22 protein-coding genes are annotated in these 20,835 nt (G+C 53.7%); 14 read left to right on the forward strand and 8 right to left on the reverse strand.

What is annotated here, in order from left to right; all coding sequences use genetic code 11:
- Positions 1-2: 2 nt before the first annotated feature.
- The 3 genes from BLU05_RS23745 to BLU05_RS23755 are packed head-to-tail and all read left to right on the forward strand — an operon-like array spanning position 3 to position 2,626.
- Entirely contained in the window at positions 3-806 is an 804-nt protein-coding gene (locus BLU05_RS23745; protein WP_175540734.1) for an ABC transporter ATP-binding protein, read from the forward strand.
- A gap of 3 nt (positions 807-809) precedes the next feature.
- Positions 810-1,790 (forward strand): mannonate dehydratase, encoded by a 981-nt coding sequence (locus BLU05_RS23750; RefSeq protein WP_091885798.1) that lies wholly within the window; start codon positions 810-812, stop codon positions 1,788-1,790.
- Positions 1,791-1,792: 2 nt separating this feature from the next.
- A complete protein-coding gene (locus BLU05_RS23755; RefSeq protein ID WP_091885800.1) occupies positions 1,793-2,626 on the forward strand; it encodes a 5-deoxy-glucuronate isomerase in 834 nt (277 codons plus the stop codon).
- Positions 2,627-2,678: 52 nt separating this feature from the next.
- Here BLU05_RS23755 and BLU05_RS23760 read toward each other — a convergent pair whose 3' ends face one another.
- Positions 2,679-3,464 (reverse strand): transporter substrate-binding domain-containing protein, encoded by a 786-nt coding sequence (locus BLU05_RS23760; RefSeq protein ID WP_091885803.1) that lies wholly within the window; start codon positions 3,462-3,464, stop codon positions 2,679-2,681.
- Positions 3,465-3,735: 271 nt separating this feature from the next.
- On the opposite strand from BLU05_RS23760, the gene BLU05_RS23765 reads away from it, so the two are divergent.
- Positions 3,736-4,692, forward strand: coding sequence for an alpha/beta hydrolase family protein (locus tag BLU05_RS23765; RefSeq protein ID WP_091885805.1), 957 nt, complete (start codon positions 3,736-3,738; stop codon positions 4,690-4,692).
- Positions 4,693-4,904: 212 nt separating this feature from the next.
- Positions 4,905-5,525 (forward strand): invasion associated locus B family protein, encoded by a 621-nt coding sequence (locus BLU05_RS23770; protein WP_175540735.1) that lies wholly within the window; start codon positions 4,905-4,907, stop codon positions 5,523-5,525.
- A gap of 28 nt (positions 5,526-5,553) precedes the next feature.
- Here the strand turns inward: BLU05_RS23770 and BLU05_RS23775 are convergent, their stop codons facing one another.
- Complete coding sequence (locus BLU05_RS23775; protein WP_091885810.1) at positions 5,554-6,543, reverse strand: zinc-dependent alcohol dehydrogenase family protein; 990 nt, start codon at positions 6,541-6,543, stop codon at positions 5,554-5,556.
- Positions 6,544-6,645: 102 nt separating this feature from the next.
- On the opposite strand from BLU05_RS23775, the gene BLU05_RS23780 reads away from it, so the two are divergent.
- Complete coding sequence (locus BLU05_RS23780; RefSeq protein ID WP_091885812.1) at positions 6,646-7,545, forward strand: LysR family transcriptional regulator; 900 nt, start codon at positions 6,646-6,648, stop codon at positions 7,543-7,545.
- Between the two features lie 21 nt (positions 7,546-7,566).
- Here the strand turns inward: BLU05_RS23780 and BLU05_RS23785 are convergent, their stop codons facing one another.
- Complete coding sequence (locus tag BLU05_RS23785; RefSeq protein WP_091885816.1) at positions 7,567-8,469, reverse strand: LysR family transcriptional regulator; 903 nt, start codon at positions 8,467-8,469, stop codon at positions 7,567-7,569.
- 142 nt (positions 8,470-8,611) lie between these two features.
- On the opposite strand from BLU05_RS23785, the gene BLU05_RS23790 reads away from it, so the two are divergent.
- From BLU05_RS23790 to BLU05_RS23800, 3 genes are all read left to right on the forward strand, one after another.
- Complete coding sequence (locus BLU05_RS23790) at positions 8,612-9,796, forward strand: M20 metallopeptidase family protein (protein ID WP_091885819.1); 1,185 nt, start codon at positions 8,612-8,614, stop codon at positions 9,794-9,796.
- A 14-nt stretch (positions 9,797-9,810) separates the two neighbouring features.
- Positions 9,811-11,301 (forward strand): AbgT family transporter, encoded by a 1,491-nt coding sequence (locus BLU05_RS23795; protein WP_091885823.1) that lies wholly within the window; start codon positions 9,811-9,813, stop codon positions 11,299-11,301.
- Positions 11,302-11,523: 222 nt separating this feature from the next.
- A complete protein-coding gene (locus BLU05_RS23800; RefSeq protein ID WP_091885893.1) occupies positions 11,524-12,732 on the forward strand; it encodes an MFS transporter in 1,209 nt (402 codons plus the stop codon).
- A gap of 8 nt (positions 12,733-12,740) precedes the next feature.
- Here BLU05_RS23800 and BLU05_RS23805 read toward each other — a convergent pair whose 3' ends face one another.
- Positions 12,741-13,514, reverse strand: coding sequence for a LytR/AlgR family response regulator transcription factor (locus tag BLU05_RS23805; protein ID WP_091885826.1), 774 nt, complete (start codon positions 13,512-13,514; stop codon positions 12,741-12,743).
- Positions 13,511-14,599, reverse strand: a complete 1,089-nt coding sequence (locus tag BLU05_RS23810) for a sensor histidine kinase (RefSeq protein WP_091885829.1) — start codon at positions 14,597-14,599, stop codon at positions 13,511-13,513. Before BLU05_RS23810 ends, BLU05_RS23805 begins: the two co-directional genes overlap by 4 nt.
- Positions 14,600-14,825: 226 nt before the next feature.
- Here BLU05_RS23810 and BLU05_RS23815 point away from each other — a divergent pair, with 226 nt between their 5' ends.
- Together BLU05_RS23815 and BLU05_RS23820 are read left to right on the forward strand one after the other, a co-directional pair.
- Positions 14,826-15,473, forward strand: a complete 648-nt coding sequence (locus BLU05_RS23815) for a response regulator transcription factor (protein WP_348271773.1) — start codon at positions 14,826-14,828, stop codon at positions 15,471-15,473.
- A 158-nt stretch (positions 15,474-15,631) separates the two neighbouring features.
- Positions 15,632-16,129 carry a hypothetical protein gene (locus BLU05_RS23820; protein WP_091885835.1) on the forward strand — a complete coding sequence of 166 codons (498 nt, stop codon included), beginning with the start codon at positions 15,632-15,634 and terminating at the stop codon, positions 16,127-16,129.
- Between the two features lie 111 nt (positions 16,130-16,240).
- Here the strand turns inward: BLU05_RS23820 and BLU05_RS23825 are convergent, their stop codons facing one another.
- Both BLU05_RS23825 and BLU05_RS23830 read right to left on the reverse strand, forming a co-directional pair.
- Positions 16,241-16,975 carry an SDR family oxidoreductase gene (locus BLU05_RS23825; protein WP_091885837.1) on the reverse strand — a complete coding sequence of 245 codons (735 nt, stop codon included), beginning with the start codon at positions 16,973-16,975 and terminating at the stop codon, positions 16,241-16,243.
- Between the two features lie 44 nt (positions 16,976-17,019).
- Positions 17,020-17,397, reverse strand: coding sequence for an Atu4866 domain-containing protein (locus BLU05_RS23830; RefSeq protein ID WP_175540736.1), 378 nt, complete (start codon positions 17,395-17,397; stop codon positions 17,020-17,022).
- Between the two features lie 135 nt (positions 17,398-17,532).
- Between BLU05_RS23830 and BLU05_RS23835 the strand changes: the two genes are divergently transcribed.
- A complete protein-coding gene (locus tag BLU05_RS23835) occupies positions 17,533-18,429 on the forward strand; it encodes a LysR family transcriptional regulator (protein ID WP_091885840.1) in 897 nt (298 codons plus the stop codon).
- Positions 18,430-18,465: 36 nt separating this feature from the next.
- Here the strand turns inward: BLU05_RS23835 and BLU05_RS23840 are convergent, their stop codons facing one another.
- Complete coding sequence (locus BLU05_RS23840; RefSeq protein WP_091885843.1) at positions 18,466-19,236, reverse strand: GntR family transcriptional regulator; 771 nt, start codon at positions 19,234-19,236, stop codon at positions 18,466-18,468.
- On the opposite strand from BLU05_RS23840, the gene BLU05_RS26340 reads away from it, so the two are divergent.
- Both BLU05_RS26340 and BLU05_RS23845 read left to right on the forward strand, forming a co-directional pair.
- Positions 19,189-19,380 (forward strand): hypothetical protein, encoded by a 192-nt coding sequence (locus tag BLU05_RS26340; RefSeq protein WP_175540725.1) that lies wholly within the window; start codon positions 19,189-19,191, stop codon positions 19,378-19,380. The two genes, BLU05_RS23840 and BLU05_RS26340, sit on opposite strands and share 48 nt — an antisense overlap.
- 57 nt (positions 19,381-19,437) lie before the next feature.
- Positions 19,438-20,823: a family 4 glycosyl hydrolase gene (locus tag BLU05_RS23845; protein ID WP_091885846.1), complete on the forward strand. Its 1,386-nt coding sequence runs from the start codon at positions 19,438-19,440 to the stop codon at positions 20,821-20,823.
- The last annotated feature ends 12 nt before the right edge of the window (positions 20,824-20,835 follow it).

Below are 20,835 nucleotides of genomic sequence, written 5' to 3' on the forward strand. Positions count from 1 at the left end.
GTATGAAGGAAGCTGTACCAATCATTGAAATTGATAACCTGTCCGTCACTTTCGGCGAATATGGCGATGAACGCCGCGCCGTGGATAGCGTTAGTTTTTCGGTCGATCGCGGCGAGACATTCGGACTTGTCGGCGAATCCGGCTCCGGCAAATCAACGATCCTGCGGGCGATCACAGGACTTGTCGCCAACGAGGCCAGTGTCCTCCGCGTTGCGGGCACTGACATCCGCAAAACACGCGGCAAGGATTTCTATCGTAAAGTGCAGATGGTTTTTCAGGATCCCTATGAAGCCTTGCACCCACGCCATACCGTTTGGCGGCAATTGATGGAACCGGCGCGTATCCAAAAGCTTCAAGGCGCCGAGGCGCGCGGTCATGCGGCGCTTGACGCTGTGGGTCTCAGCCGCAGCCTGTTGTGGCGCTATCCGCATCAACTTTCCGGCGGGCAGAGGCAACGTGTAGCGATTGCGCGGGCGCTGATGTCCGAGCCGGATATCCTGCTTCTGGATGAACCGACATCGGCGCTCGATGTGTCGGTACAGGCGGAAATTCTCAATCTTCTCTGCGACCTGCAGGATGAGCGCGGCCTGACCTATCTTATGGTCACGCATGATCTTGGTGTGGTTGCACATATGTGCAGGCGTACTGCAGTCATGCAGGCTGGGGTCATTGTTGAAACACTTGGCGTCGATGCGCTCGTCAATGGTGGAGCGACGCAGGAATATACGAAACGTTTGATCGCAGCGAGTGAAGCCTACGGGGAAGACCCGCGCGATCTCGTTCCGGTGTTGGCTCAACAGGAGTAAGGTATGTTTCTTGGAACGCAGTTTCGGGCGCGAGACGATGATGATTATCGCATCATGGCCCAGCTAGGTATTGAGCACATCTGTGCAGACCCAGCCGGAAATCCGCATGACTGGACACTTGATATCCTCAAGCGGCACCGCGATCATCTCACAGGCTTCGGTCTGACACTGGATATGATCCAACTGCCGCTGAGTTCCCATGTGATCGAAAAGCAGTACAGTCCCGATATCCTCTCGGCAGGTCCGGAACGTGACCGGCAGATTGATTCAATTTGCCGTCTGATCGAGCGCACCGCACAGGCGGGAATTCCAGCAGTAAAATACAATCTGAATATTATCGGCATTCCACGCACGGAAATGGAAAAAGGCCGCGGCGGATCGCGCAATGAGGCATTCCGTTGGGATAAGGCAAACCACGATGCTCCGCCAACTCTGGCGGGTGTTCTCGATGAGGATGAAAACTGGGAACGGATTGATTATTTTCTGGAGCGGGTCATTCCGGTAGCGGAAGCCAACAAGGTAAGGTTGGCGTGTCACCCACATGATCCCTATACCCCACCGGGGTATCGCGGTGTGACGCGGGTTCTCGGTACAGTCGAAGGTCTGAAGAAATTCGTTCTGCTGCGTGAAAATCCCTATCATGGGTTGAATTTCTGTCAGGGGACTATTGGTGAAATGCTGGATAATCCGGCTGATGAAATCTTGGATATTATTCGCTGGTTCGGTACGCGCGGCAAGCTCTTCAATGTCCATTTCCGCAATATTCGCGGCGGCAAACTTTCGTTCATGGAAACCTTCCCCGAGGAGGGTGATATGAATATGTGGAAATCGCTGCAGACCTATGCGGAGGTCGGTTATCAATACATGATCATGCCTGATCATGTGCCGCAACTATCCGGTCGCGATCCTGAGAATACCGCCTTTGCGTTCAGCTACGGATATATTGCAGCGCTTCTACAGGTGCTTGGCAGCAGGGGAAATTGAGTATGTCTTCGCAAATGATCCGGGCTCACGACAATGGCAACAAGCCTATAGTTGAAGGTGACGAGGCAGCAAAACTCATTCATTTTAATCTCGTCAAACTTGCGGCCGGGAATTCCCATACCTATCGCTTGCCGGGTTTTGAAACGGCGGTTGTTCCGCTGTCGGGTCGCTGTGATATCAAGATTGATGCAACGAAGTTTGAGGCAGTTGGCGGACGTGCAGGCGTGTGGGGCGGATTGGCGGATTCTGTTTATGCGGGCCCCGATGCCACCGTTGCCATCATAGCGCTTGATGATTGCGAAGTTGCCGTTGCGGGCGGGCGCTGGGACAAGCCAATGGAACCATTTCGCATTGTGCCTGATGACGTCGATATGGTTGATGTCGGCTCAAACGAGACAAAATCCCGCCGCCGCATCTTCCACATTCTCGGCAATAAACAGGCTGATCGGGTAGGACGTTTGCTCGTCAGCGAGCTTTATGCCGATGAAGGGTGCTGGTCCGGTTATCCACCGCACAAGCATGATACTGACCAGCCGGGCGAGACTGCTCACGAGGAACTTTATCATTGGCGTTTTGACCCGCCGACGGGATTTGGTACTCAGCTTTGGTATGAAGAGGGGCAGGAGCCCCATGCTCACATCACCCGTCACGGCGATACATTTGCCTTTTCAACCGGCTATCATCCGACGGCGACGTCGCCGGGCCATGCATCCTATATTTTCACCATTCTCGTTGGAAAAACGCAGCGTTCGCTCGTCCAGAACTTTGAAGAGAAACACCGGCCACTGATGGCAAAAATTCCGGGGATTGATGCGATGCGGGCAAAGTTTCGCTGACAAATGCCGTTTGCGATGGTCATCCGAATTGCACTACGCGTCAGGCTACATTTCATTTGAACCATTTGTTGTAGATCTCATTATAGGCGCCGGTTTCAATGGATTGATGCAGCCACTGATCGACAAAGGCCTTAAGAGCGATATCGCGTTGTACCCAATACGCCTTCTCGGCAAAGTTGAAGGGTTCGTCAGGATGTATTGCACACAGGACACCCGAGTGCAGTTTCTCCTGATAACGGGTTTCCGAAGCGTCGGTCATCATGAGGTCCGCCCGGCCTGCAGCGACTTCGTCAAATATCTTCGTATTGTCGGGGAAAATGACAATCTTTGCTTGTTTCAGACTGGTACGGGCAAATTTCTCATTGGTGCCACCCGGATTGGCGATGACCGTTGTTTCCGGTTTGTCGATATCGGCCAATGTCTTGAATTTATCCTTGTCCGTGCAGCGGGCAATCGGTGTCTTCCCCTCGCGCATATAGGGAATAGAGAACAGACCCTTCTTCTGCCGGTCGAATGTGATCGACACGCCGCCCATAGCAACATCAAATTTCCCCGCCTCGAAGTCCTGCAGCATCTGTGGCCAAGACGTCGGTACGATTTCCAGTTTTACACCCAATGCACTGGCTAGGCTCTCTGCCTGATCGATGTCGAAGCCGGAAAATGCACCACTCGTGGGGTCCTTGAAGCTGAATGGTTTGTAATCGCCGGTAGAGCCAACCTTCAGAACGCCCGTTTCAAGGATGGTATCTAATCGGGAAACCGGCAGCATGTCTTTGGCGAAGGCGGAGGGCAGGTTTGCGAGAAGCAGACAGATGCAGATAACAATGGGACGAAGCATTCAACTTACCTCATTAACGCTATATCGGATGATCAGTCGCGAGAACAATTCAATGAATCTTACCTTACAATGACTGCAAAGCGATCGGCTGACCAGATATTTTCCAATGCTTGGTCTGTCTCGATCAACAGGGTGGCTTCGACTACTTGGCGTCCTTCGGAGTTGGTGTTAAAAACAACGCGAGTGAGCAAATGCTGCTTCTGCATCGTTTGACACCTTCTCGTCTCACCCATTCGACGGGCTCAGTGGGACTCCACGATTAGGAGCGACTATGCGTGCACTCTTCCTGGCCTTCACTATTTTGGCCACGTGTTCCATATCGACGGTTTGGGCGAAGGCCGCGCCGTTTCGCGCCGGTATCGCCAGGATTACGGTTTCAGCAAGCACACCTTTCGATACTTTGGTCTGGTATCCAACTCAGGCTGAGGAAGTGGCGTGGCAGATCGGCCCGTTTCCGATTGCGGCAAGCCGCGATGCACCGATTGCCGCCGGGCCCTTTCCCATCGTTTTGATCTCGCATGGGGGAGGCAAGACCGGGGGCAGTCCGCTCACTCTGCGTGATCTTTCAATATCCCTTGCACGTCAGGGGTTTATCGTTGTCGCACCGATGCATGGCAAAACCGATCTTTCTGGTCGGATGGTTCAGGTCGACAAAGCGTTTAACGCTGTTCTGGCTGATCCCCGGTTCCATGCGCACGCCGCGTCAGACAAGGTCGGCATGCTTGGGTTCTCACTTGGCGGTGCGGTCTCGCTTGGCCTTGCGGGTGGCGTGCCTGACTTCAAGCACCTTGCCAGTTATTGTGCTGCGCATCCGGATGATGTTCAGTCATGCAGTGCTGGTCCCGGCGGCGATAAGGGCAAAACTTCCCTCCACGAGACGCGACAAGCGGCATCAAACATTGCTTTGAAGGCGCTCGTCTTGCTCGATCCGTTCAGCATCCCGTTTAATCGAGAGGGCTTGAAAAACGTAAGCGCACCGGTTTTTCTGTTCCGGCCAAGGCAGAGCAAGCTGGGTGAAGAGAATACGCGCGCGCTTGTGAAAAATTTGCCCGTTTCGCCGCCACTTCAATATGTGGCTGGGGGACATTTTGTTTTCACAGACATCTGTCCGCCTGCTTTGAAGGCCGAAGCTTCTGACATATGCGAAGATGCAAAAGGTATTGATCGCGCAGCTGTTCATAAGGAAGTTGAGAGCAAAGTTGGGAGTTTCTTCCGGGATAATCTCTAATAAGGAATGCAATCGCGTACGTATTCATAATTCTAATATGGCAGTTTGGCTGACATTCTTGTTGCATGTGTCAGACAGCGGGATTACATCGAAAACGTTGGCGCAATTTACTCCAATTGTGCTGACACCCACCCCAAGGGAAGGCTTTGGCCTTCACAACTTAGCCGGGCCATTTGGTCCGGCTCTTTTTTGGGATGGTGGGCGACTATAGTATGAGCGATTCCGGGATGGCATTGTTTCGGGCCATGGCTATAATCAAGACAGTAATGAGCATTCAGCAAATGGGGTCAGGTGGTAACAGTATGATGTGGCGTTTCGGTTTCGTATTTGTAATCCCATTCCTCATGTCTACCCAGAGCTTTGCTCAAGCACCAGCGCCCTCAACGCTTCCTGGCGGAGCTTCTTCCATCCAAGAGACGTATCAGGATTGGCGGGTTTCCTGTGTTCAGCAGCAGGCTGGAAAAAGTTGTTCGTTCTCACAGCAACAAACCCAGCAAAATGGTCAGGTCATTCTGAGTATCGAATTGACGACGAATGATGCCAAAAGCGTTACTGGCAATCTTGTATTGCCTTTCGGTCTCGCGCTGGCTTCGGGTGCAACATTGCAGGTGGATGAGGGTAAGCCAGATACAACTATGCCGTTCAGAACATGTTTTCCTGTTGGATGTGTCGTTCCTCTGTCTTTCAGTGCTGAAAAATTGGCCGGAATAAGAAAAGGCAAAGTCCTGAAAGTAAACGCGGTTGCAAGTGCCGATAATAAGCCAGTCGTCCTCAACGTATCACTGAACGGGTTTGCTGAAGCGCAGGATCGTGTTTCGGTACTCGCAAAATAGCGATTGAATCGGCATAAAGCGTAGCCGTTCAAACTGTCACGACAATCTTGCCGAATTGCTCGTTCGACTCGAGAAACCGATGCGCCTCGACAATTTGGTCGAAAGTAAATGTTTTGGCGATTACAGGTTTGAGCGCCCCCGACATCAGCCCATCAAGGATGAACGCCTTGGCGGCTTCCAACCGTGCAGGGTCGCTAATAACCTCATGAACCAGATAGCCACGAAGCGTCAGCACCTTGCTTAGCACGGCAAACAGCGGAAAAGGCGTCGGATCAGGGCTCAAGCCGCCATATTCAATGAGAATGCCACCGCGCGACATCGCGGCAGTGAGAGGCTCGAATATTGGGCCACCGATCGGATCGAGTACGACCCGCACCCCATCCGGGCCGGTAATGTCCTTCAGCCTTGTTTCCAGATCTTCTTCAGCTGACGCGATAACATGCGCAGCGCCATGGCTGAGCAAGGCGTTCTTCTTACCGGATGTCCGCGTGACTGCGATCGGGGTGGCACCAACCATGTTGGCGATCTGGATTGCCGCAAGGCCGACACTGCTTGATGCAGCTGTAATGACAACAAAATCGTCCCGGTGCAGTTTGGCGATGTCTATCAGGGCGCCGTAAGCCGTGAGATATTGCATCCATATGGCTGCGGCAGCTTCCCAGCTAAGGGACGGTGGGTGCTTGACGACAAACGCAGCAGGAAATGTGACAAGTTCGCCGTAGGCTGGCCAGCGGACCATCGATACTGGTGGCACGATGCTGACCGCGTCGCCAGGCACGAGATTCCGTACGCCTTCGCCGACCGTTTCGACGATACCAGCCGCTTCGAGACCAAGTCCGGACGGGAAGGCAGGTGTTTCGATATAATTCCCGGAACGCAAGAGTGCTTCGGCCCGGTTGAGACCCAGCGCCTTGACATGGATGCGAACCTCCCCCCGGTCGGGCTTCGGAACATTGATATCTTCGATACGCAGGACTTCGGGACCACCATGCTCGTGAAAGCGAACAACGCGCGCCATAGCTATAACTCCAAAACAATTGAACTGAATAAGCTATGCCAGTGGCTATAGAGTGGATAAATAGGACGAGAGGAAGAACAGTAGAAACCAGGAGTTTTGAATATGGATCGCCTTACAAGCATGGCTGTCTTCGTCAAAGCCATTGATCTGGGATCATTTGCGGCTGCCGCTGACGCGCTTGAACTCTCTGGCCCGATGGTGGGCAAACATATAAGATTTCTTGAAGAGCGGCTTGGCGTACGTCTCATCAATCGCACCACGCGTCGCCAAAGTCTTACAGATTTCGGGCGCGCCTATTATGAGCGCTGCCGGGTGATTCTGGCCGAAGCCGAGGCAGCAGATGCACTTGCAGCCGATCAACTGTCTCAGCCCCACGGGAAGCTGCGTGTCACCATGCCTGTGCACTTCGGGCGGTGCTGCGTTGCCCCTGTTTTGCTTGAGCTCGTGCAACAATATCCATCGCTGGAACTTGATCTGTCGTTGAATGATCGTTTTGCCGATCTTGCGGACGATGACTATGACCTTGCCATTCGAACCGGCGATCTGGAGGATAAGGCCGGTGTGATTGCCCGCCGCGTTGCACGTCAACGTATGGTCGTCTGTGCGTCACCCTCCTATATTGAGCGGCAGGGCGAGCCGCGGCAGATAGATGAACTCAGCAGGCATCAAACCATCATTTACCACCGGTCCGGACGTGTTCGGCCCTGGCTATTTCCCCAAAAGGATCAACCTCCTGTAGAGATCATGCCAGTTGGCCGGTTAAGGCTCGATGACCTCGACGCAATCGCTGACGCCGCGACCACCGGAATGGGGCTTGCCTGGCTTCCATATTGGCTCGTTCGCGAACGTATTCAAGCGGGCGCACTTGTCCAACTCCTGCCGGATGAGCCGGAATTTCCTTACGATGTCTACGCGCTGTGGTTACAGACACCGCACTTGCCGTTGAAGATCCGTCTGGCTGTTGATGCACTGGCGGCGGCGCTGCCAAAGTTCATGACTTGAAACGTGATCAGGCACTTCGGATCATTCCTCAGGAACGATTGATATCTCTGCGAGTAAGTCATTGAGGAAAGCCTGAACAACAACAGGCAATGTGCGCCCCTCCATGGTCAGAATTTGCAGAACACTATCGGTCATAACATCGTCTGAAACGGGGATAGCGACGTATTCTCCAATTGCTATCCTGCCGGGGATGCGTAGGGCGCTGCTAAAGTGGATGCAACCTTCAGTGTCCGCAAAACGCCGCAGCGCAGAAATGGAATTGGTCGATAGCACGGGATCAATCGTGAGCCCCTGCATGGCAAAGGCCGTATCAATCAGATGACGTTGCGTTCTGTCCTTGTCAGGCAGAGCGACAGGATAGGGGAGGGTATCGGCCATTGTAATGCTCTGGTGGTCGGCCAGCGGATGATTACGCGGGATGAGTGCATGCATTGGCCGGCGGATGATCTGCTCGATCTTAACACCACGCGGCGGGGCGTAGTTGAACGTCATGCCAATATCCGCCTCACCATCATGGATGAGGCGCGCAATCTCGATGGAATTGCCAACCCAAAGATGAAAACGCACGCTTGGATAGTCTCGCCGGAATCTGGCCATAGCTTCGGGCAAAATATCGACTGCAAAACCCTCATAGCTCGCAAGACGTACAAAGCCGCGATGCGGTCCCTGCAGATCGCGGATATCCGCGATCACCCGTTCTGCGTCCAATGTTGTTCTGCGGGCATGGGCAGCGAGCACTTCCCCTGCCGCGCTTGGCACCATTCCTCTTGGCCGGCGCTCGAACAGTTCGACACCCAGCTCACGTTCCAGCTTGGCGATTTGCCTGCTGATAGCTGATCCGGCAACGTTCAGGCGAGCCGACGCGTCGGCAATAGATCCCGATCGGGCAACCTCCAGAAAATAACGCAGTCCAGTGCTTTGCATGAGAACCTTTTGCCTTGCCGTTTCGGCAATGATTTATGCGAATTAAAGCGATTGTGGCATCAAAATGCTGTTGGTATCAACGAAAAAAACCGGAGCTGCACGCATCCGGCAGGGAACTATCGATTGAAAACAGGAGGGGGCCATGACCGTCTTTTCGACCGAGGCTATTGCAGAGGCAATAGCGACACGTCAGCACTTGCACGCCAATCCCGAACTCAAATACGAAGAACACGCAACTGCTGAGCTGGTGGCGTCACGTCTGCGCGGGTTGGGCTATGATGTTTCCACCGGTCTTGCGGAAACCGGGGTGGTTGCAATCCTCGATACGGGTCGTCCCGGCCCGACCATTGCATTTCGCGCCGACATGGATGCATTGCCCATTATTGAAGAGACTGGTCTGGCTTATGCCTCGCGCAATCCGGGAAAGATGCACGCCTGCGGGCACGATGGGCACACCGCATCGCTTTTGCTGGCAGCCAACGGACTTGCCGGACTGCATGATCGCCTGAGCGGTAAAATCAAGCTGCTGTTTCAGCCAGCTGAAGAGGGTGGCCTTGGCGCCGCTCGCATGATTGAGGCCGGGGCGTTGAAAGGTGTCGACGCCATTTACGGCTACCATAACCGTCCGGGATATCCGCTCGGCCGTGTGTTTGCCAAAACAGGCCCTGCCATGGGCGGTAGCACGCTGTATGATGTAACGATTTCCGGCAAGGGGGGCCATGCCTCACGGCCGGATCTGGCGGTTGATCCGATCTTTGTTGGCACTGCGGTGGTGCAAGGGCTGCAGAGTGTCATTTCCCGGCGTCTGTCACCGTTGGAATCCGGCGTTGTTACCGTTACCCAGTTCCACGGCGGCAATAGCCACAACATCATTCCGGTTGCGGTAAAGCTATCAATCAATACCCGAGATGGTTCGCCCGCCGCTTATGAACTCATCGACCGGGAGTTGCGCCACGTCGTGACACAGATTTGCGACGCACACGGTGCCGTTGCAACGGTCGAACAGCAGATGCGCATTCCGCCTGTGGTCAATGATGCTGATGAGACCGACTTCACCGTTGCCACGGCGATCGCAACCTATGGTCCTGATAAGGCAGGCCGGATTGATACATTGCCGACGATGGGCGCCGAGGACTTCGCCTTCTATCTGGAGCGTGTGCCTGGCTGCTTTTTCTTTGTCGGCAATGGTGAAGACGGTGCCTATCTGCATCACCCGCTTTACAACTATCGCGATGAGATTTTGCCGGTTGCTGCGGGAATGTTTCTCGCTATCGCCGAGCGCCGTCTCGCCAGTTCGGGTCAAGCTGTTTCCAACGTGTCGTTTTAAGGATACCCAGGTCCATGCAACGTTTGCTTAATGTGATTGAACGCGCCGGAAACCGGCTTCCCCATCCCTTCATTCTGTTTCTGATACTGTGTCTGGTTGTCGCCATCGTGTCCTGGCTGATGGCACTCAATGGTGCAGCCGGGGTTAATCCGAAAACCGGTAAGGAAATCTACGTTCAGAGCCTGATATCAGGCGATGGACTTGTCTTTGCTCTGACGTCACTAGCCAAAAATTATATCAACTTTCCACCGCTTGGTGTGGTCCTTGTCATCATGCTGGCTATTGGTGTTGCTGATCGTGCGGGCTTGATCGCCAGCTTGATGCAGGTCAGCGTCATGAAGGCGCCGAGGCATCTGACAACCTTCGTCATCTTTCTGGTGGGGATGTGCAGCCACGTAGCTTCCGATGCTGCCTATATCGTCCTGATCCCGCTTTCAGCGATGATCTTTCAGGCGGTTGGCCGAAATCCACTGGTCGGCGCGGTCACGGGTTATGTCGCTGTGGGTGCCGGTTATGATGCCAGCCTGTTGATCACTCCGGTGGATGTCATCCTTTCCGGCATCACCACCAGCGCGGCTCATACAATTGACCCGAAGGCCTATGTCTCACCGCTGGATAATTACTACTTCATCGCTTGTTCTGCATTGCTCCTGTCGGTTGTCGGAACATTTGTCATCGAGCGTATTGTTGAGCCGATGGCCGGTAAATATACGGGCGATGTCGCGTTGGATCTTCAACCAATCGGCGCGTTGGAAATGCAAGGCCTGAAACGTGCCGGTTGGGCGGCTTTGGCTTTTGCTGTGGTCATCCTGGCGGCAATCCTGCCTGCGGGATCACCATTGCGCAATGAAACGGGTGGGTTTGTACCTTCGCCATTGATCGAAAGTGTCGTGGCCATCCTTGCGGTGTTCTTTCTGTTGCTTGGTTGGATCTATGGCGTGGCTGTCGGCAAGATCAAAAGTGCCCGGGATGGTGTCGGGTTCATGGTTGACGCGGTGAAGGAACTGGCGCCGACATTGGTGTTGTTCTTTGCTATCTCGCAGTTCCTGGCATGGTTCAAATGGACCAATCTTGGCGAGTGGATTGCGATCAGCGGCTCGCATTTGCTGGATGCCAGCGGGTTTGGCGGCACGCCGCTTGTCCTTGCCTTCATCCTGCTGGCGACAGTCATGAGCATCTTTATTACGTCAGGTTCGGCCCAGTGGTCACTCATGGCGCCGATCTTCGTGCCTATGATGATGCTTGTCGGAATGGAGCCGGCACTGGTGCAGGCAGCCTTCCGTATCTCGGATTCGGCTACCAATGTGATCTCGCCAATGAGCCCTTATTTTGCCGTGTGTCTCGCCTTTTTGCAGCGTTACCGGAAAGAAGCTGGCATCGGGACTCTTGCGGCAATGACACTGCCGATCTCGGTCGGCTTTCTCGTTGCATGGACAGCCTTCCTGGTGTTTTGGATCGAGGTCGGTCTACCATTGGCGCCGGGTGTTGGATTGTTTCTGAAGTAACGGCAGTGTTCATAACACAACCCCGAGGTCGCATTTGCGGGCTTGGGGTTGGTGCTTTCCGCCGACACCTATGAACAACCAAATGTTATATTTGCTGCCTTTGCAAAAAATTGCAGTATCATTGTCGAAATCTCGTCAGTTCAAACGTCCTTGGCTTTAAGGAGCGCATAGTCCATCAAATCCATGGCGCTTCTCTTGATCGCAATGAGGAGTTACATGAACATGAATACTTCCTATCGTTGGGTCATCGTCGCTTCAGGCGCATTGATGACATGCGTTGCTCTCGGAGCAATGTTCTCGCTGGCAATTTTTCAGGAACCCATCGCATCGGATACCGGCTGGTCGCATGTCGGTATTTCCAGCGCGATGACACTCAATTTCATCGTCATGGGAATTGGCGGTTTCTTGTGGGGTGCAGCAAGTGATCGCTTTGGTCCGCGCATTGTTGTCCTCATCGGGGCTGTACTTCTGGGGCTGGCGCTTGTGCTTGCAAGCCGTGCGGGGTCGCTTCTCCAGTTTCAGCTGATCTACGGCATTCTCGTTGGTCTCGCCGCCAGCACATTTTTTGCACCAATGATTGCAGCCACGACCGCATGGTTCGATACGAATAGAAGCCTTGCCGTCTCGCTGGTGTCTGCCGGCATGGGTGTTGCGCCAATGACCATATCGCCGTTCGCGCGCTGGCTCATTACAGCCTATGATTGGCGAACTGCCATGCTGATTATCGGTATTTCAGCCTGGGTTCTGCTCTTGCCAGCAGCGTTACTCGTCCGCCGGGCACCGGCCGAGCCCAGCGATTCCGATACCATTTTGTCTGCTCAGAGTGCTGCACCATCACTGTCAAAAGTATTCAAGTCGCCACAGTTTCTTGTGCTCGGCTTTACTTTCTTTGCTTGCTGCGCTGCCCATTCAGGGCCGATCTTCCACATGGTGAATTATGCCACTATCTGCGGTATCGCGCCGATGGCGGCGGTCAGCATCTATAGTGTGGAGGGATTGGCCGGCCTTGGCGGCCGTCTCCTTTATGGCGGACTGGCCGACCGGATCGGGGTGAAGCCTGTCCTGATTGCCGGGCTGCTGGTGCAGGCGGTTGTGCTGGCCGCATATCTCTTTGTCAGTCAGCTAGGTGAATTCTATGCGCTCGCAGTGATTTTCGGCAGCGCCTATGGCGGCGTGATGCCGCTCTATGCCGTACTTGCCCGGGAATATTTCGGCCCGCGTATCATTGGGACGGTCTTCGGCGCTGCGACGATGCTCTCAAGCATCGGCATGGCATTTGGACCACTTATCGGCGGCTGGATACTCGACAACTTCAACAATTATTCCTGGCTTTTCATTGGCTCGGCACTGGTTGGACTGGGAGCTGCCGCTATCGCACTTGCGTTCCCGGCATTGCCAGCGAAAAACGAACCGGCATTTAACGCCGCATGATCGTATGATCACGCACCGGTAAATACACGTACCGTTTTTGAATAAGTCCGGCCGACGCGGATTTCACTGCCGTCGGCCAGAACTGCAATCAACGCTGAAAAAGGTGCCTGTTTCAATTTGGCAATGCAGCTCCGGCGAACAATTGCGCTCCGGTGGATTCGAATAAACTCGGAGATATCAAGCCGCCTCTCCATGGATGCAAGGCTTTCGTGGTGAAGAAAATGCCTGTCGCTGGTGTGGATGCGGACATAATCGCGTTCCGCTTCTATCCAGTTTATCTTCTCCAGCGGAAGCCGGATGGAATCGCCGTGATGCTTGATCCAAAGATCAGTATTTCGCGGTTCGTCCTTACGCAAAGCTTGTCGCAACGCCGCAATAGTTTCCTGCAGCTCTTCGACATGTTCCACGCTGCTGCGTGCTTCGACAGCCAAGCGGGCACGGACCAAAGCGGAATGCAATCGGGAAGGCTCAATGGGTTTGGTGACATAGTCGACGGCGCATGCATCAAAAGCCCGAAGGGCATGGTGATCAAACGCTGTCACGAAGATCACAACAGGCACGTTTGTTCCCAATTGTTCAAGCACATCAAAGCCGCTGCCGCCTGGCATCTGAATATCGAGCAGCATAATATCCGGTGATAATTCGACGGCACGCTCATAGGCCTGACGAACGTCGCCAGCCTCACCTATTTTCCGGAACCCCTGGATCGTCTCCAGCATGCGCATTAGTCGTCGGCGCGCCAAAGGTTCATCATCTACAATCAGGACGGAAAGCTCTTTCATGCGAGCCTCAAAGGCATGGTCAATGAGGCCCTGAACCGGCTTGGCGCCACATATCCTGCGACGCACGAACCCGCGCCCGGAAAGCGTGTTTCAATGCGATGGGCCACATTTTTCAATCCGATCCCCATACCTTGCATACGGCTCTGCCTTGGGGTCTCTGAAACATCATTTTCCACCGAAAGGTTCAAGACCTCACCGACACGACCAGCGCTGATCAGAATCTCGACCATGCCGGGCTTGTCACTGACCCCATGCTTGACGGCATTTTCGATAAGTGGTTGGAGAATGAGGCTTGGCACGAGGGCGTTCTCCAGTTCTTGTGCCACATCGACACGCACTTTCATGCGGTCTGAGAAGCGTTCCCCTTCGATGTTGAGATATCCGGTTTGCAATGTCAGTTCTTCCGCCAGCCTCACATCGTTAAGCGGGTCAAGTTCGAGAGTGGTGCGTAAAAATGAAGAGAGCGACAAGACCATGCGACCTGCTCCAACGTTGTTTCCTTCCTCAACCAGACCCGCGATAGAATTCAACGTGTTGAAAAGGAAATGTGGATTCACCTGGTAGCGCAGAGCACGCATTTGAGCTGACAGGGCCTCTTCACGCGATGCCGCCAGCCGCCGTTCATTCTCACGTATCTCAAAGCTGTAGAGAAGTGCAACGAAGAGGCAGGACCATCCCAGAAAAAGGGACATGCCATAAACAAGTGTATAGCCAAAATTGGTCCAGTTGAACACCGCCACCTGAGGCAGAATACACACCAAATATATAATGAAATCAACAACTGCGCCGATTGCCGCCGCAACCAGAGCCAGTGCAAAACAGGTCACTATTTTAACTGCCAGATGCACATTGTGTAGCTTGTAAATAACGAATGAAATGGCCAGCGTCATGCCGATTCCATACAGCATTAAAACGAATTTACCCGGAGCGGCCTCCATTGGATCTACGCCGAGAATTCCCCACATGATGCTGCTGATGATAAATTCGGTTGCCCAATAGCAAATGCCCAACCAAAGCGTGGCACGGCGTACGGTGTCGCTGTAATAGCTACCATTTGGCAATGTCGCACTGTTCGCCTGTTCCATATGTCTTTATCTTCCAACGCGTCCTTTCTGTCGAGAACCGCTCGTCGATCAAAATCAGCCGTTCGTAGAAAAGCCGCGCGCTTCGTCCGGTGGTGTCGCCGTTCGTAGAAAGCTGAATTCTTACCGGTTTTGGGTTTGCTATAGCGCCGCAGATAGGTGCTCGCCGGAGCCAATACGAAGGGCATCCCCCGCTCTTGGTCGAAGCTTCATTGCTTGTGGAATAAATGTGACGGACCGATCAGAAAAAAAACGAACGATCATAGCTGACGATCATCCCTTGTTCCGCGAAGGATTGCGCCGGATTGTTCAGCGTCTGTATCCATTTGCCGAGATACAGGAAGCGGGAACCATGGAGGAGATGCTTGCACTGGCGCGCACCGGACCGGCGCCACGCACATTTATTCTTGATTGGGTTTTTCCCGGTCTTGACCCAACCAGATCAATCACAGAGCTGCGGCAGGAATTCAAACATTCCTCCATCATCATTCTGTCAATGCTGGATGATGCGGCCACAATTGATCGGATTGCGGGCATGGGTGCGAATGGCTTTATCAACAAAGCTGTTATGCCTGACGAAGTGAGTGCCGCCATACGCAGCATTGAAGATGGTGAGTTTGTTATCAAGCGGTCGTCATCAGTAATGCCGCCTCCCGCTGGCCGCCGGACCGACATCTCTTTCCTGACGGCGCGGCAACGCGAGGTTTTACGCTTGATCACCGAAGGAAAGACCAACAAGGAAATTGCCCGGAAACTCGATATTTCGCCTTATACCGTCAGTATCCATGTTTCCGCTCTCTTGCGTGTTCTGAGTGTAAGTTCAAGATCAGCAGCTGCGGCAAAGGCAGTCCTTGCGGGATTCGACAGTCGCGCATAATTTACCTGAGATTTGCTGACGGTTGCTCGATCCCAGTTCATTTTTGGTAATCATTTCATTCCCAAACAAACTCCAAGGACTTGCAGTGCCAAAGCTGAATCGCTTTATGATACATAGTATCGAGCGTGATCTTTGGTGCGAAAGGGCAGGATGAATAAATGAATGCCCAACCCTATTTGTTTGTTGTGTTTTTTTGTCTGGTCGCTTGTGGTGTCGGTCTGACTTTCTGGCTCATAATCACAATGTTTCGCGCCAAGCAACGGCGAGTGGAACGCGAGGGTCTCACGAAGCTACCGGATGGCGGGACAAATGTGCCTCTGGTCGCTGCCTTTGGTGGATGGAAATATGTAATCTGGATCGCCAGGACCAGTTCGTCCATTGCACCCTTGCTGGTATTGCATGAGAGCGATCTGGAATACAGGGTGATCCGTCTGAAGCGGCAGCCTTACACGGATGTGTCTGCTGTGGATCTGCGCACCACCATCGGCACAGTGAATATTGTTTTTGAGTTTCGGGCATCCATCCGTACATTTGCTGCCAATACAGCCAGCCGCCGAAATGCCATGGAAGCTCTCGCAATATTGAAAGGCAAAGGGTGTCCCTTGACCGCAAGAGCCGAAGCTCTGCTTGCGACAAAGGAGATCAATTCCAAATGACGCGCCGTACAGAAATCGTCGTTTATTATGCCGCTATTGGTAAGCTTGCCGAACAAAATCGATGGATCGAGCCGCATCTGGCGGTTCAATCCATCTGATTATTACTTATACTCAATGGGGACTGGCTGTTGGCCGGATAATGATTTCACTTACATCAACGTCTTCCGGCTGACTGATCGCATAGAGGATAGCGTTAGCAACGGCCTCGGAGCTGATCGTAATTGCGCGCCAGGCTTTCATGGCGTCGCGGGCCAAAGGATCGCTGATGTTGTCGGCAAGTTCCGATGTCGTCGTGCCCGGCGAGATGATCGTTACTCGCAATTGATCCGTTTCCTGTCGCAGCCCATCAGAGATCGCGCGGACTGCGAATTTGGTCGCGCAATAGACTGCCGCTGTTGGAGATACGCTGTGACCACCGATGGAAGCGACGTTGATGACATGGCCAGAGCCTTGCCTTTTCATATGGGGTAAAGCGGCCGCTATCCCGTACAGCACGCCTTTGATGTTAACATCGATCATCTGGTCCCATTCATTGACCTTGAGTGCTTCAAGTGGGGAGAGGGGCATAACACCCGCATTGTTGATAATAACGTCCAACCGGCCAAACTCCGATTTGGCGAAATCCACAAAGCCCTGCACATCTGATTGATCGGTAACATCCAGCCGACTTGTGCGAACTGTCCCGCCAGCTTCGGAGATTTCTCTGGCAAGCTGCTGCAGGCGATCAACACGACGAGCGCCGATGACGACATGAGCACCCGCCGCAGCGAGTATCTTTGCGGTGGCTTCGCCGATGCCGCTGCTTGCCCCGGTTATGGCAACAACTTTTCCTTTAATATTCGACATTTTATACTCCACTTGTTTTGGATTGCTTGAGGTTGTGGCTTGCGTCATTTGCGGTGGAGGATCATGCCGCCATGCTGGAGGGTGTGGGCATCAACGAAGTCACCATCGGCGGTAAAGCCGGTATCGTCCCAATACTCAATGTGATTGCCGGATACTTCATAACGGCCCTGATAGGCACTTTCACGGCCACCCCGTGCTTCGTCATAGCGTCCATTCGGCAGAAGCTCGTGGCGCACATGGCCGTCATCAGTGATCCATAGTCCAATATAAGGGTGTTCTGGCATTGTCTTCCCGCTTGTCTGGTGATGTCTCGGTAGCGCTGTGCTCGTGGTTTCTCCCGATGCGGGCATGACGACCGCACCAATCGTTGTGAAGGCGACCAGGAGACCGAGCGCTGCATTGGTGGAAGGCTGTGCAACCATTGTTATACTCCAGTGGTTGGGATCATGGGAGCGAGGTGGCTCCGCGTCTCCCGTTGCTGATAAATATGAAATACCGCTCCCCTCTGGTGAGATCGAGTTGCTAATCCAGAAGAGTTTGGTTAGTAAATATAACCAATGATCGATGATCTCGAAGGTATTTCGGTATTTCTCGCAGTGGCCGAAGCGCGGAATTTTCGTATTGCGGGCGAGAGGCTCGGCGTTACGCGATCCGCGGTGAGCCAAGCGTTGCAGCGTCTCGAAGATAGGGTGGGAGTGGCTCTGGTTCAGCGCACGACCCGCAGTGTTCGCCTGACTGAAGCGGGTGAAATATTTTACGAGACAGTTCGACCTTCGGTGACGCAGGTCGGCAGCGCCTTGCAGGCCCTACGCGAGATGCAGAGCCGCCCGAGTGGAATGTTGAGGATCACCGCATCCTCCATTGCAGAGAATTTTTTGTCAGGCCCACTCCTCGCTGGATTTCTGGAAGCCTATCCGGACGTAAGATTAGACATCACGATCACTGATGATGAATTCGACATTGTTGAAGCGGGTTTTGATGCGGGTGTCCGGCTCGGTGAAGTTATCGAGCAGGATATGATTGCAGTGCCTGTTTCATCGGAACAGAAGCAGTGTGCTGTTGCTTCTCGCGAATATCTGACACGCCGTGGCAGTCCGGAGCACCCGCGCGATCTTTCCTCCCACACATGTATTGGATGGCGGCCGCGCCCTGATACAGCACCCTATCGCTGGGAGTTTGCGGAGAATGGCCGTGATTTTGATGTTGCAGTTGATCCTGCAATAACCACCAACGATATGGGAGTAATGATCCGCATGGCATGTGCTGGCGCGGGTATCACCTTCGGCATGGCGGAGACGTTCCAGCCATATATCGCTCGAGGAGAGTTGAAGCCCTTGCTGGAAGACTTTGGTCCGCCATTTCAGGGTTTTTACCTCTATTATCCCAAGCGACAGCGGCAGCCTTTGAAACTTCGGGCACTGGTCGATTACATCCGCAAATATCGTAAGCTTTAGCCTAACACGCCCATCGCGCTTTTGCAGATAAGGGTCTCACATCCGTCGCCGGGATTGAGTCAGCGACAACGGATAACGCACGGGGTGATATGCCATGGAGCTGACGTTAACAGGTCGATATTCATTGTCGTAGGCGATTTGATCAAGTGTAAGGACAGCCGCTGGGAGATCCAGTTGCAACAGCTTTGCCTCCTGTTCGGATGCAAGCCGCGCACTCAGGGTCGATTGACCCCGCGTTGGAACGACGCCGTAACGGGTGTTGAATTCTGCATAGAGCGATCTGTTTCCATTGTTCCAGTCAATATCAAGAATTCCTGGCGCGATCGCTTCGGCAAACCAGTCCCGCTGCACCACAACAGGCAAATCGTCCAGAAAGCGTAACCGCTCGATGAAAACAACATTCGAGCCGGCGGGCAGAGAAAGCGGTCGTGTAATATCCAGATCGGCCTGAATGACCGCGCCCGTCAGCAATTGCATCCCCGGCTTGCGGTTATTTGCTTCAGCGGTCTCCGTAAAACTGCGGACGATTTCGATTTCGTATGTGGGCTTTGGTTCTGTGACGTAAATGCCTTTTCCTGCGCGCGTCTGAAGAAACCCGAGATTCTCCAAGTCCTTTATCGCCTGTCGTACGGTAATTCGGCTCACCCCATATAGCTGAACGAGTTCACGCTCGGACGGGAGTTTGTCATTGAGTTGCAGTTGCCTGGCATCGATCATGGATTTCAGGATGATGCGCAATTGAACGTAAAGCGGCTCCGGATGATTGCGATCTATCAAGGTGCCACCGGGCGGCGCTGTCATGGCCATCTCAACTCTTTGCTTTCTTGGATTTCGGTATCCATCGTTCAGATTGCACCTTCGCCAATTCAATACAAGCTGCTGGAAAATTTGCCTGTGAATGCCGCCCTGAAGCCTGGAATTCCAAGTTCGAAGATTGTTGGTTTCGATTGATTGACATAACTGGTTATAACCAGTACCGATAACACAGTTGGAGCATTGGAGCAATCGATGAAGCTTGCGTTGGTTGGTGGTGGCGGTGTCCGCGCGCCGTTGTTTGTAGGGTCAGCGCTAAGGCGTGCGGAAAGAAGCGGCCTGACGGAAATCTGCCTGCAGGATATCAACGAAACGAAGCTCGAACTGTTTGGCCGGATCAGTCAGGAACTTGCGCGCCGCAGCCAGTCGCCGGTCAAGATTTCCACGACAAGTGATGCCGAGAGGGCACTTGAAGGCGCAAGCTATGTGGTGACGACGGTGCGACCGGGCGACGAAGAGGGCCGCATCAAGGATGAGCGCATTGCCTTGTCCCATGGTGTACTCGGGCAGGAAACCACAGGGCCCGGCGGCTTTGCCATGGCTTTGCGCAGTATCCCCGTGATCTTGAAATATGCGGAACTATTGAAGAAGGTCAGCCCGGATGCATGGCTTTTCAACTTTACCAATCCCGCTGGTCTGGTCGCCCAAGCGCTGCAGGACGAAGGCTATCATCGTACAATCGGCATCTGTGATGGTGCAAATGGTGCCCAGGAAGCGCTGGCGCGTTGGTTCAAGGTTCCCCAAAACGATGTACACGCGGAGGTGGCCGGGCTGAACCATCTTTCCTTCACACGCAGCGCCAAAATCAACGGTAAAGAGGTGCTGCAGCCGCTTCTCGATGACGACAGCTTCTTGAGTGCAACATCGCAGCGCATGTTCGATGCAAAACTGATCCGTCATCAGCGCAACTGGATCAATGAATATCTTTATTATTACTATTATGCCGAAAAGGCAGTGGAGGCCTTGAATTCGGATGAACGCACGCGCGGCGAAGAGGTCAAGGACCTCAATAAGGCACTGATGGCGACACTGGGTACGATCAATCTCGACACCAGTGCGGATGAGGCACTGGCACGATATTACGCCTATGAACGCCGGCGCAGCGCCACCTATATGCATTATGCGCTCGACGATGCGCCAACCATGGAAGAAGCCGATCATCTGGCCAACGTTCCTGCAGCGGGGGATCATGGCGAGGAGGGGGAAGGTTATGCGGGGGTAGCGCTCAATCTCATAGATGCCCTGCAAACAGGAAAACCTTGCTATAGCGGGCTGAACGTTCGCAATGAGGGCGCTATCGATGGATTGCGTGCGGATGATGTGGTGGAGGTTAGCTGTGTGGTCGAAAAGGATGGAATAAGGCCCTTGAAGATGGGGGCAATGCCGGAAGCGCAGTTCCAGCTCGTTCAGAATGTAAAGCGCTACGAGCGTCTTGCGGTGCGGGCGATAAGGGAACGCAGTCGCGATGTCGCGGTAGAAGCCTTGATGGCCCATCCGCTGGTCCTATCCTATTCCCGGGCGGTACCGCTCGTGAATGAGTATCTCGCCGCGCATGCACAGTACGCAGGAGAGTGGAAGTGACCGCAAAGGCCT

The organism is Phyllobacterium sp. OV277 (genome assembly GCF_900104355.1).
Lineage (GTDB): Bacteria > Pseudomonadota > Alphaproteobacteria > Rhizobiales > Rhizobiaceae > Phyllobacterium.